The organism is Alkalibaculum bacchi (assembly GCF_937875145.1).
In the GTDB taxonomy this organism is placed as follows: Bacteria; Bacillota; Clostridia; order Eubacteriales; family Alkalibacteraceae; genus Alkalibaculum; species Alkalibaculum bacchi_A.
The window spans coordinates 1-12,744 of sequence record NZ_CALNCS010000139.1 but is presented as its reverse complement, the minus strand read 5'-3'; the positions used below and the strand labels follow the sequence as shown (position 1 = coordinate 12,744).

Here is a 12,744-nt window from a genome sequence, read left to right as displayed (position 1 = left end):
ATCTATACACTTTCTCTTTTAATCAATTTGACAGGTATGACTATATGCTTATCTGGTACCTCTTGGTCTTTTATTAACTTTAGCATGACATTAACAGCAGCCTCGGATATTTTAGGTATATCTTGATGTATGGTAGAAAAAGGTAAATATGAAAACCTTGAAATTGAGATATTGTCAAAACCAATTACTTTTATATCCTCTGGAATTCTATAACTCAATTCTCTAAGTCCATCAATTACCCCCAGGGCCAACCAATCTGTAGTTGCAAACACACCATCAAATCTTAAATTGCAATTGACTGCTTTTTTAATAGCTTCTTTCCCGGATTCATACCCAACATCTGCTTTAACAATAAGTTGCGGATCTACTTTAATATTTGCCTCTATTAGAGCTTTTTCATAACCTTTTTGACGATGTTCTGGAGGTGTAATAATTCTTTTATCTCGTACTAGTAAAATTCTTTTGCACTGATTATCTAATAACTCTTTTGTAGCTAGATATCCCCCTTGAATACTATCAGATTCTATAAAGGCTCCATTGGTTTCGAAGTTTAAGGCACGGTCTATGTACACCACGGGAATTGGTGAATCAATTGCTCTTCTATCATTTTTTCCTGAAAGATAAATGACTCCTACTACACCTTTTGTAAGTAAGTGTTGATAATAAATGTCTTCTATGTGAGGGTCTTCTCCTGAATTACAAAGAATAACCGTATATCCTTTTTGAAACAATCTCGTCTCTAATTCTCTAAATATCCTAGCGAAGAATTCATTAGTAATATCAGGAACAATGACTCCTATAGATTTGCTATTCTTTGTCCTCAATCCTTTAGCAAGTAAATTAGGTCTATAATCGTATTTTTTAATAACACGTAATACTTTTTCCTCTGTTTCTTTAGAGAATCGACCATTTTGATTAATTACTCTAGAAACGGTAGCAACAGATACACCTGCTTCCTCTGATATTTTCTTCATAGATATTTTTTCTGTACCCATATGCATTCATCCTTTTGAGTAATCGATTACACAACTTTATTATAGAGCCACCTTATTTTTATGTCAACAGTTATTTTAATTTTTCCATAATTATAATTTTTTAAAAAATATATCTTGAAAACGTTTACTATATTATCTATAATACAATTGAGTAATCGTTTACTCAGGATTTATAATATTTTGTAATAGGAGGTTCTTTATGAATAAATTTAAAATAGGAATTGATATTGGTGGAACAAAAATCGCGTACGGCCTCTTTAACGATAAGAAAGAAATTGTCTATCGTCATAGAGCTTCAACAGATCCAACTACAACAATCGAAAAATTTGTCAGGGATACTGTAAACGATATTGAGTTCATATTAAAAGAGAATCAATTAACAAAGGAGCATCTGCAAGGAATTGGCATGGGTTTTCCATCTTACGTAGATTTTGAACAAGGTCTTGTTGTATTCACTAGCAATATGATCAACCTTAATCACTTCTACGCTAGGGACACTTTTCAAGAGTATTTTCCCAATAGCCAAATTCTTGTGGACAATGATACTAATTTAGCAGCTATTGCAGAGCATAGATATGGAGCCGGAAAAAATCTAAAAAACTTTTTATATACCGCCTTAAGTACTGGAATTGGCAGTGGATTTATTATTAATAACGATATTTTTAGAGGAGATTATGGCGGCGCAGGTGAATCTGGACACATGATTATCAATCCCGAAAAAGGCATTCAGTGTGGATGTGAAAACAATGGATGTTTTATGAGCTTTGCGTCTGGTTCTATGATTGTAAAACACATTGCAAATGAACTTCGCAATGGCAGACAATCTATTATAGCAGAAATGGTTGGTGGGGACTTTGAAAAGATTACAGCAGAACACTTAAATCTTGCCTTTACCCAAGGAGATCCATTAGCAGAACAAATGTTAGACCAGATAGGCTACTATATAGGACTTTATGTGTACAATATGTTTATGAGCTTAAATTTTAACACTTACATATTTGGTGGAGGCATGGTGAATTTCGGAGAACCTCTTTTAGAGAGAATACAAAAATCCTTCGATCATTTCAACCATCAAAAGGACCAAATAATTCACCTTAAAAAAGCAGAACTAGGCAATGATTTTGGTATTATCGGAGCAGTGGAGCTGTTAGATTGAACATAATTGGATTTTTATTGGACTTTTATTGTCGTTATATTGACTTACTTGTTTAATCCCTATATAATTAAAGAAAATATGCTAAATCAGGAGGTTAATTTATGGGTTATTTTGGGGAACCAAGCAAACGTATCAATTATTTAAGAGAATCCATATTAAATACAGAACAAACGGTTTGTGTAGAAAGGGCACAATTAACTACAGAGGCATACGAAGCTCATAAGTCAGAGATGAAAATTCTTCAACGTGCACACGCTCTAGACAATGTTTTGCGCAAGATGACTATTTATATTGAAGAACATGGATTACTTGCTGGAAACCAAGCAAGTTGTGATCGAGCTGCTCCTATTTTTCCAGAGTATGCTATTGACTGGGTTATTGATGAACTGGATTTATGGGAAAAGAGAAATGGAGATCGCTTTACCATAACCGAAGAGAACAAACAAATACTGCGAGATATTGCCCCATTTTGGAAAGGAAATACCCTAAAAGACAAGGGCTTATCCATTATGCCTCCTGAAAGCAAACAATGTTATGATCTTGGAATCATAAAAATCGAAGGGAATATTACAGCCGGCGATGCTCACTTAGCTGTAGATTATGACAAAGTATTAAAAGTAGGCTTAGGGGGAATAAGAAAAGAAGTTGAAGAAGCGAAGAGAAAATTAGAATATAGCAATTACAATGACTTGAAAAAGTTGCCTTTCTATAATTCTGTTCTTATTACCATAGATGCATGTATCGCTTTTGCTAATCGTTACGCTGATTTAGCTACTAAATTGGCATCAGAAGAGACAGATGTTCAACGAAAGAAAGAATTACATACAATAGCGGAAGTTTGTAGTAGAGTACCAGAACACCCAGCTCAATCTTTTTATGAAGCGGTGCAAAGTACCTGGTTTATCCACTTAATCTTACAAATCGAATCAAATGGTCATTCCCTTTCTTATGGTCGTCTCGATCAATTCTTATATCCTTTGTATGAAAAGGATATAAAAAATGGAGTAATGACAGAGGATTTTGCACTAGAACTTATTGAAAACTTATGGATAAAGACATTTTCTATTAATAAAATTAGAAGTATGTCTCACACCAAATTCTCAGCTGGAAGTCCACTGTATCAAAATGTGTGTATAGGTGGTCAGCATGTAGATGGAACTGACGCCGTAAATGATCTATCTTTTATGGTTTTAAAATCAGTAGCTCATTTGAGATTAACTCAACCAAATCTATCTGTGCGTTATCACAAGGGAATCTCAGAAGAATTCATGAGAGACTGTATTGAGGTAATCAAGCTTGGATTTGGTATGCCATCCTTTAATAATGATGAGATCATCATTGATTCTTTCATCTCAAAGGGAGTAAAAAAAGAAGATGCCTATAATTATTGTTCTATCGGTTGTATTGAAGTATCCATACCAGGAAAATTTGGATATCGTACTTCTGGAATGAACTTTATGAATTTCCCAAAAATCCTCATGATGGCATTTAATAAAGGTATCGATGTGACTTCTGGAGAAAAAGTATTTGACACAGATATTCACTTTACGGAGATGACCAGCTTCGAACAAGTATGGGATGCTTGGGTAAAAGCAATAAAACACTTCACTCCAATTAGTGTATCATTAGATAATTGCGCAGATTACGCTATAGAATTAGAAGTACCAGACCCATTATGTTCTGCTTTAGTAGATGATTGTATTGGAAGAGGTATTACACTAAAAGAAGGCGGAGCAGTTTACGATTTTATTGGACCTTTGCAAGTAGGAATTGCTAATATTGGAGACTCTCTAGCGGCTATCAAAAAATTAGTGTTTGAAGAAAAGCGTATAACCCCTACACAACTTTGGGATGCACTAATGTCTGATTTCCAAAATAAAGATGGATGGAAAATCAAAGAAATGCTAATTAACGATGCACCTAAATTTGGAAATGATGACGATTATGTAGATGAACTTACATCAAAAGCTTACGAAGTATATATGGATGAAATCGCAAATTATAGAAATACACGTTATGGAAGAGGACCAATAGGCGGTGAGTATTATCCTAGTACATCTTCTATTTCTGCTAATGTACCCCAAGGTGCTATTGTATGTGCAACGCCTGACGGTAGAGGCGCTGGAGAACCTCTCGCGGAGGGATGCTCTCCTACTCATGGGGTGGATGTAAATGGACCAACTGCAGTATTTAAGTCTATTTCAAAACTGCCAACTATTCGAATGACAGGTGGAGTGCTCTTAAATCAAAAACTTAATCCAAAATCACTAGACAACCCAAGAGATGTAGATAAGCTTATTATGATGCTTAGAACTTTCTTTGATGTATTAAAGGGATTCCATGTTCAATATAATGTGGTTGATAGAGAAACTTTGCTAGATGCTCAAAAGAATCCAGAAAAACATAGAGATTTAGTAGTCCGGGTAGCAGGCTATAGCGCCTTCTTCAATATTTTATCTAGAGAAACACAAGATGATATTATTGCTAGGACGGAACATACTCTTTAAATAGTTAGGAGAAGATTAATATGACTGAGGAACTCCAGGGATTAATCTTTAATATACAGAAATTCTCTGTGCACGATGGTCCGGGTATACGCACCACTGTATTTTTTAAAGGCTGCCCTTTAAATTGTAAGTGGTGTGCCAATCCTGAATCAAAAGACCCTAGAAACCGTATCGCCTATAACCACAAGAATTGCAGCAAATGTAAAACTTGTACACAAGTCTGCCCTAATAGTGCTATAGAATATACAAATGATAGAATAGTAATAAATCATGATAAATGTAACTTTTGTCTAAATTGTATAAACAATTGTCCCCCTCATGCACTGTATTTAGAAGGGAAATTTTATACAGTGGATGAACTATTAAAAGAAGTTATGAAGGATGAAGTGTTTTTCACCAAATCAGGTGGAGGCGTTACTTTATCAGGCGGTGAACCTACCTTACAGAAAGCTTTTATTGTAGAGTTTTTAAAAAGATTACAAGAGCTAAAAGTACATACAAATATGGAAACTACTGGTTATATCGACACAGAATCTTTTAACGAAATCATCTCCCACCTGGATTTGATATATTTTGATATCAAACATTACGATTCCACAAGACATAAACTGTATACAGGTGTCTCTAATAAATTGATTTTAAATAATCTTGAGTTTGCTGTGAACGCCGGAAAAAATATTGTCGCACGAATACCTGTTATTCCAAGATTTAATTATTCTGTTGATGATGCCCGTGAGTTTATAGTGCTCTTAAAAAAACACCAGATCAAACAAGTACATCTTCTCCCCTTTCATAATTATGCTTTGGGAAAGTATGAAATGATGGGGCAAGAATACGAGTATAAAGATGATAAGAATCTTCAAAATGCGGATTTAGAAGAAATGCTCTCCGTTTTTTTAGATGCAGGATTTGAAGCGAGAATAGGTGGATAAAAATTTGTTTAAGAAAAATCAGCCTTCACACTGAATGTGGAGGCTGATTTTATACTTTCACTCTATGATCTTCTTTGATCTTATAAACGATATCACTTAAACAGACTCTTTCATGATCTCAACTAATTTTTTATAATCTGCATCATCACCCTTAAAAATTGATGAGGTGCCTGCAACGAGTACATTTGCTCCATTTGCTACACAATTTGGTATAGTATTTGCATTGATATTTCCATCTACAGAAATGAGCAAATCCTTATTATATTTTTCTGCCATATTTTTTACTTCTTGGATTTTCTTCAATTGAGAAGAAATAAATTTTTGCCCTGCAAATCCTGGATCTACAGTCATAACTGTTACCATTTTGATATCTTCAATAATATACTCTAAAACATTAGCATTCGTTGCAGGATTCAAAACGACACCTGCCCCCATTCCTAAACTATTGATTTTCTGTATATCCCTATGGAGATGTTTCACTGCCTCAGCATGAATGCTTAAGTATTCTACACCATAACCTGCTATTTCCTCATAGTACTTAGATGGCTCCCATGCAGCTAAGTGAACATCAAAGGGAATATTCGTGTTTTTCTTCATAGCTTCTAACAAATACAAGCCCATAGCAATATTAGGAACAAAAGAGCCATCCATCATATCGAAGTGAATGAATTCTACATTTGCTTCTTCTAATCTTCTTAGTTCTTCACCATATTTCATAGAATTCCCACACATAATTGACGCTGAAACTTTAACCATTTTTATCTTCTCCTCCTTATCCTTTGCAATTATAAGTATTATTTACTAAACCATTAACAATCCTTCCAATTAAATCAATGGTTCGTATACTTACTTCCTTTATAAATATAAATTTGTTAGTAATAGTATAACATAAGCTCACTTAAACAACGAGTGTAACATTATTTTATATAGAATGAAATTTTTCTTTGTTGATAAAACAAGAGTCTATTTATTATTTTATTTCAGTAATGGAAAATACAAGGTACTCTACTTATTAATGAAAGAACATGAAAAAAATGTGCCAATTCAGGCAATTCGTCTGCTAGAATTAAAGTAGGCTTTGTTTCATTAATAAAATCTCAAAGGGGTATTGAATATGACTGGTTTAAATGAAATTAGAAATGATATAAAAGAGGGTAAAGTAAAATTGATTAGTGATTCCGTTCAATCAGCTCTTGATGGTGGTCATAATCCAGAATCTATTTTAAAGACTATGATTGAATCTATAAAAATTGTGGGTAAGAGCTTTTCAGAAGGCAAGTTGTTTTTACCTGAAATTCAAAATTCTACAAGGACTATGAGAAAGGGTGTTGAAATATTAAGACCTTTTTTATGGAAAAATTCACCTGGAGCTTGCGTAATTGGAAGTGTAGAGGGGGATTTTCATGATGTGGGTAAGAATATGGTGCTTATTATATTAGAAAGTTTAGGTCTTGAAATGATTGATCTTGGTGTAAATGTGCCAAAGCAACAATTTATAAAAGCTATAGACGAAAATGAGTATGTAGTCTTAGTAGCAGCTTCTGCTTTCTTGCCAAATAATATGCCTGCATTAAAGTCTACAGTACAAGAAATAAAGGCGACTTATCCTCATATACCTATTATGGTAGGCGGTTCTTTTGTCACAGAGGAGCTTGCAAAAGAAATTGGAGCAGATGGCTTTGCATGTGATGCTGTAAGTTCAGCTACTGTAGCAAATAGACTCATTTCAAAGGAGTAATCTTAATGGAATATAAAAGGGCGCCTACAGCGCCTTATTACATATCTATCTGCCAAGACTTTTTAATGTCTTCCATTAATCCTATCGTTTCTACGGTCATATCTCTACTCATAATAGGACTTTCTATCAGTCCTTTTTTTAAGCATTCTTCAATATGTTCTACTTCATAAACCAACTCATAATCACATGGGTAGTGTATCTCTTCGGTTCGGCCATCATTGTAGATTACTTTAGCAGTTCTGGCTTTCCAATAATTTGGAATCTCTATGCGCCCATATTTCCCATAGATTATTGCTAGACCAGGTATTTGAATTTCAGTAGAGATTTTACTTACTACATGGATGTGCTCTAAAAGCTTTAAAGTGATGATGCACTGACTATCTCCCCCATTTGTTCCATCAAGATATAGTCCGTTCTTTGCAGTTACTTGAGACTCAAATAGGTATTTTATGATTTGAATAAAATAGCTTCCGTTAGTATATAATGCGCCTCCGCCTTCTTTTTCAGAAGTAATCCATGTGTTATAACTTATGTCAAAGGAACTAGAAAAATCAATTAATTTAATATCCCCTAACTGCCCACTTTGGATAATTTCTTTAACACGCCTTATTACTGGAAGGAATACGGATTTCTGTGCTTCTATAATAAATAAATTTTTCTCTTTAGCTAAATCAAACAAGGATTCCGCTTCTTCTCTAGTCATGGTAAAGGGCTTTTCACAGATTACATTTTTTCCGTGATGTAATGCTTCTAAGCTATATTGGTAGTGTTTGCTATTTATTGTAGCAATATAAACTACATTAATTTCTTCATCATGAAATAGCTCATCATAAGTTCCATATGCTCTAGGTATATTATAGTCTTCAGCCATTTTTTGAGCTTTATCTAAGCTCCTTGAAGCAATTGCTATAATTTTACCCTGTCCACCTTTTTGAACTGCATTCATAAATCTTGGTACTATTGATGCTGTGCTGATAATTCCATACGTAATGTTCAAGACTACTCACCCTCTGTTCATTGTTTTTGTTGCTTTATAATTCAACAATAGCGGCCTCATGACCTGTATGTGGCAAAAATACCTCCATAATATCTGATGTCTTAATCTTTAAGCTTGAGGTATTTACGCAAGGATGACAACCTAAATATTCACTGTCTATAATATCTTTATCAATTACAAGATTAACCTTGTGTTCTTTATCAAACATCAGACCTAAGATACTACATGAACCGGGAGTAATATTTAAATACTCCTCCATATAGGAGCCGTCTGCGAAGGACAATCTTGAACTCTCGATTTGTTTAGATAAATTCTTAGTCAAAAACTTTTTATGTCCTGGCATGACTAATAAGTAGAATTTACTCTTTGAAGAATTGCGCAAAAATAGATTTTTAGCTATGCTTATTCCTAGCAATGATTCTGTATCTCCTAAATCCTCTATAGTCATAGCTGCCTGGTGATCAATTCCGGCAAAAGGAATATTCAATTTGTTAAGCAGATCATATGTCTCTATTTCTTTTTGTAGTCTATTAGAACAATTTGGTTTTATATTAAATAGTGCACTTTCTTTCGTCATAAATATTAGAACTCTAACGGCCTACACTTCTGTAGGTAAGAACTCTACTACACCGCCTTTCCTTAAGTAGAAGATCCATATTGGAATAACTCCCATATTGTTGTAATGCCTATAATAGCATAAATATTTCTATATTACTTACTAGAATTTCTCACATAATAATTGGTCACATGGGGTTTATTTGTTTTTCTAGCTTGAATCTCAAATCCTTTTAAAGATAGGATAAATGGAGTCAGTTTTGAATGACCATAATTCCTTGTATCAAAATCAGGATGGCGTTTGTTTAACCTTTTTCCTACTTCACTTAAATACGCCCAGCCGTCTTCATCAGAGCTTTCAGTTATGATGGTCTTTAAGGATTTAATAAGTTCTTCCTTATCATCGCCATCCTTTGATATTTCTTGTTTCTTATATTTTTCAACAGGAGTGCTTGCTTCTTCACCTGCTAATACCTCTAAATACTTAAACTGTTCACATGCTGCAATAAAAGGCGCAGGAGTCTTCTTCTCTCCCATTCCTACCACATACATGCCCGCCTCTCGAAGTCTAGCAGCTAGTCTAGTAAAATCGCTATCACTAGATACAATGCAGAAGCCATCAACATGATTCGAATATAAAATGTCCATAGCATCGATGATTAATGCGGAATCCGTTGAATTTTTTCCTGTTGTATAACTATACTGCTGAATAGGCGTTATAGAGTATTTGAGCAGTACGCTTTTCCAAGACCCTAATTGCGGTTTGGTCCAATCTCCATAAATACGCTTATAGGTAGGCGTACCGTGATTTGAAATTTCATCAAATATGGATTTGATGTATTTGTCAGAAACATTATCTGCGTCAATTAACACAGCAATCATCTTATCGTTTTCCAAAGAAAACCCTCCTCTTTATGTAGGTTCATTATGTTATTTTGTATCCTATACGATCTTAGTGATGATCTAATTATTCGTTTGAACTAGATATCAAAATATTACCTCTAATTATTGTCTTTACTATACATTATATCAAATAATACACCAAAAGGAACCATCTCATAAAGATTCCATGTAGCAAAGAGAATATAATAAAATCAATTCAAAAGATAATTAAGGGGCTGTTCAATTGAACAACCCCTTAGCTATGAATCTAATTAATTAACTTTATTATCAATATATGCAATAATGCCATCTACATCAGTTGAAAGGAATTTCTCTTGAAATCCCGCATACATTTCATAAGGATCAACATCTTTTAATTCTTCTGGGTACATGAGTTTTGCCATGTATAATGCACCGATAAAATAACCATCTGCTGTTGTTCCGATATTGCTTGATAAGAGTATTAACTTGTCATCTTTAACCGCAGCTAAATCACTCCAACCTGATCTTGAAATCATAGATTGATATAGTTCTTTTATAGGCGTCTCATCAGTAAATCCTTCTCCCATGATGCCACTACTACTAGAAACAAGCTTTACAATGACATCAGGATTTTTTTCTAAAACCCACTCGTCGCTTACCTTTGGATATTTTGCTTCTTCATTACCTGCAATATTAATACCATGAGCAAATTCTATAATTTCATCTCCGCCAGAACCCTTTGAAACCGTGTTGTAATCTGAATACCCTTCCCAGTAGACCGTTTTTTTATCACTATCGTTAATACCTTTAAGTTTTTCTTCAATAGTGTTTGTACATGTATTGATATAGTTTGTAACTTCTGTTGCTTTGTCTTCAGCACGTAAAATTTTTCCTAGTTTTGTGGTCTCTTCCACAACTAAAGATGGAATGTAAAATTCCAATAGAGCTACTTTTATATCCGCTTCTTCTAATTTAGTAATAATATTGGCATCCGTATATGTATATCCGATAACTAAATCTGGCTTATCTGCAATAATTTCTTCTATATTAGGATTGTCATAAGCACCATAAGTCTTGAGGTTTTGTTCTCTTGCAGACGGTACTGCATCAATGACTGAATCCGTAACACCGAAAATTTTATCCTCTTGGCCAAGGGCTTTAATCATCGTATAACAACTAGAATTAAGTGCTATAATTTTATTAACCTCTCCTGTAATTTCTACTGACCTGTCAGCTGTATCCGTGATTTGTATAGGGGCATTCGATTTAGGTTCAGAAGTAGTATTTGTTTCTGAATTCTTATCGGAATTTGTTGTATTTGTACATCCCGATAAAATACTCACCGTCAATACTAGAACTAGTAATACTGCTAATAGCTTTTTTTTTCGTAATTTCATCCTTTTCTCTCCTTAGATTATTATTTTATTTAAATTGATAAACAATGGTGTCCTATACTCATTATTTCCATAAGCTGATATGGCTTTCATTCAATATATTGACATTAACACCATAAGCCTTTTTAATATTTGGGGGATTAAGCACCTCTTGTGAAGGACCGTTTGCAATAACTTCACCCTTGTATAAGAGCACAACCTTATCTGAATAATGTAATGCCATATTCAAATCATGGACAACTACAAATACTGTTTTTCCATTTCGAGCCATTGAACGTGCCATTTCCATAACTTCGATTTGGTTCTTTATGTCCAAAAAGCTGATTGGCTCATCAAACAGGAATACTTGAGGATTTTGAGCTAATGCTCTTGCGATAAGAACTTTTTGCTTTTGACCTCCAGAAAGACTATCAAAATTGACATTTGCCAATTCAACAATAGAAAGCTGTTTAAGCACATCAAATGCTATATCAATATCTTCAGAAGATGGTTTCCAATGCATATGAGGATGCCGTCCCATAAGAACTGTTTCGATTACTGTGCCCGACATGACTTCCCTGCTAATCTGCGGAACATATCCTATCTGTTTTGCCAGATCATTGCGAGGGATCTCATTAATATCAACTTGGTTTATTAATACAGTTCCGTTTTGTACAGGGTTAATGCGGTTGATACATTTTATTAGGGTTGTTTTTCCAGACCCATTAGGCCCTATTAGACTAATAAGTTGTCCTTCTTCTGATTTAATAGATACAGAATGGAGGATCTTGTTTTTTTTATTGTATGAGAAACTCAAATTATGGATGGTAATAGACATTTTATTCCCTCCCTCTTTTTACAATTAAGAATAGGAAGAAAGGTACCCCTAGTACCGACGTAATAATCCCAACGGGCAATTCCGTTGGTGCGATTATAGTCCTCGCAACAGTATCCGAAATAAGTAACAGTAATCCACCTATTATTCCTGAAGTCCAAACCTGAAGCCGAAAATCATTTCCTATAATCATCCTACTAAGATGAGGAGCGACCAAACCGACAAAGCCGATGACACCTGTGAAGGCAACGCTAACTGCCGTCATCAATGTTGCAAATATAAAAGACAGTTGACGCATTTTTTTGTAATTGATACCGAGGCTAACGGCAGTTTCCTCTCCTAAAGGCATTGCATTTAAATCTAATGCATAGTAAAGCATAAACACATTGCTGATTACAGCCATCCCTAACATGATAAAGATTGCCTCCCATGGTAGACCCGTTAAGCTCCCTAAGGACCAAAACACTAATTCCGGGAGTTTTACTGTATCTGCCATATATTTGATTAGTGATGTCAAAGAAGACATAAGATATCCTATAGCTACCCCTCCTAATAAAAGGGTCCAAGTAGCATTACGAGAAATCTTTGATATGCCAAAAACCAAAAGCATAGTGATCGTGGCAAAGGCAAAGGCAAAGATAGGGATTATATATGGACTATATGCTGCTGCTCCCAAGATACTACTAAATACGATGGCAATAGATGCTCCTAGTGCTGCTCCGTTAGAAACGCCCAATGTATACGGACTAGTCCATGTCGAACAGCTCGGCACCCATGTCACCCATCTGCGCG

The 12,744-nt window shown here is 34.6% G+C and carries 12 protein-coding genes; 4 read left to right on the top strand and 8 right to left on the bottom strand.

Annotated features, from left to right (window positions below; genetic code table 11):
* Positions 1-2: 2 nt before the first annotated feature.
* Positions 3-995 carry a LacI family DNA-binding transcriptional regulator gene (locus Q7P22_RS08485; protein ID WP_303863104.1) on the bottom strand — a complete coding sequence of 331 codons (993 nt, stop codon included), beginning with the start codon at positions 993-995 and terminating at the stop codon, positions 3-5.
* A 199-nt stretch (positions 996-1,194) separates the two neighbouring features.
* On the opposite strand from Q7P22_RS08485, the gene Q7P22_RS08480 reads away from it, so the two are divergent.
* The 3 genes from Q7P22_RS08480 to Q7P22_RS08470 all read left to right on the top strand — a co-directional run bounded on the left by Q7P22_RS08480 (position 1,195) and on the right by Q7P22_RS08470 (position 5,590).
* On the top strand, positions 1,195-2,151 hold the full coding sequence (locus Q7P22_RS08480; RefSeq protein ID WP_113921169.1) for an ROK family protein: 957 nt from the start codon (positions 1,195-1,197) through the stop codon (positions 2,149-2,151).
* Positions 2,152-2,252: 101 nt separating this feature from the next.
* The gene (locus Q7P22_RS08475) at positions 2,253-4,658 is read left to right on the top strand and encodes a glycyl radical protein (protein ID WP_113921168.1); all 2,406 of its coding nucleotides are present in this window, start codon (positions 2,253-2,255) and stop codon (positions 4,656-4,658) included.
* Between the two features lie 20 nt (positions 4,659-4,678).
* On the top strand, positions 4,679-5,590 hold the full coding sequence (locus Q7P22_RS08470; protein WP_303863098.1) for a glycyl-radical enzyme activating protein: 912 nt from the start codon (positions 4,679-4,681) through the stop codon (positions 5,588-5,590).
* Between the two features lie 96 nt (positions 5,591-5,686).
* Here the strand turns inward: Q7P22_RS08470 and rpe are convergent, their stop codons facing one another.
* Positions 5,687-6,346, bottom strand: a complete 660-nt coding sequence (rpe, locus tag Q7P22_RS08465; RefSeq protein WP_303863096.1) for a ribulose-phosphate 3-epimerase — start codon at positions 6,344-6,346, stop codon at positions 5,687-5,689.
* Positions 6,347-6,704: 358 nt separating this feature from the next.
* Here rpe and Q7P22_RS08460 point away from each other — a divergent pair, with 358 nt between their 5' ends.
* Positions 6,705-7,328 (top strand): B12-binding domain-containing protein, encoded by a 624-nt coding sequence (locus Q7P22_RS08460; protein WP_303863093.1) that lies wholly within the window; start codon positions 6,705-6,707, stop codon positions 7,326-7,328.
* 37 nt (positions 7,329-7,365) lie between these two features.
* On the opposite strand, the gene Q7P22_RS08455 is transcribed toward Q7P22_RS08460, so the two are convergent.
* The 6 genes from Q7P22_RS08455 to Q7P22_RS08430 all read right to left on the bottom strand — a co-directional run.
* Positions 7,366-8,325: a Gfo/Idh/MocA family protein gene (locus Q7P22_RS08455; RefSeq protein ID WP_303863091.1), complete on the bottom strand. Its 960-nt coding sequence runs from the start codon at positions 8,323-8,325 to the stop codon at positions 7,366-7,368.
* A 34-nt stretch (positions 8,326-8,359) separates the two neighbouring features.
* Positions 8,360-8,902 carry a prolyl-tRNA synthetase associated domain-containing protein gene (locus Q7P22_RS08450; RefSeq protein WP_113921163.1) on the bottom strand — a complete coding sequence of 181 codons (543 nt, stop codon included), beginning with the start codon at positions 8,900-8,902 and terminating at the stop codon, positions 8,360-8,362.
* Positions 8,903-9,036: 134 nt separating this feature from the next.
* Positions 9,037-9,777, bottom strand: coding sequence for an NYN domain-containing protein (locus tag Q7P22_RS08445; protein ID WP_113921162.1), 741 nt, complete (start codon positions 9,775-9,777; stop codon positions 9,037-9,039).
* Between the two features lie 257 nt (positions 9,778-10,034).
* A complete protein-coding gene (locus tag Q7P22_RS08440; RefSeq protein ID WP_303863087.1) occupies positions 10,035-11,141 on the bottom strand; it encodes an ABC transporter substrate-binding protein in 1,107 nt (368 codons plus the stop codon).
* Positions 11,142-11,202: 61 nt separating this feature from the next.
* Positions 11,203-11,955 (bottom strand): ABC transporter ATP-binding protein, encoded by a 753-nt coding sequence (locus tag Q7P22_RS08435; protein WP_303863084.1) that lies wholly within the window; start codon positions 11,953-11,955, stop codon positions 11,203-11,205.
* A gap of 1 nt (position 11,956) precedes the next feature.
* A partial coding sequence (locus Q7P22_RS08430; protein ID WP_303863081.1) for an iron ABC transporter permease occupies positions 11,957-12,744 on the bottom strand: 788 nt, incomplete at its 5' end.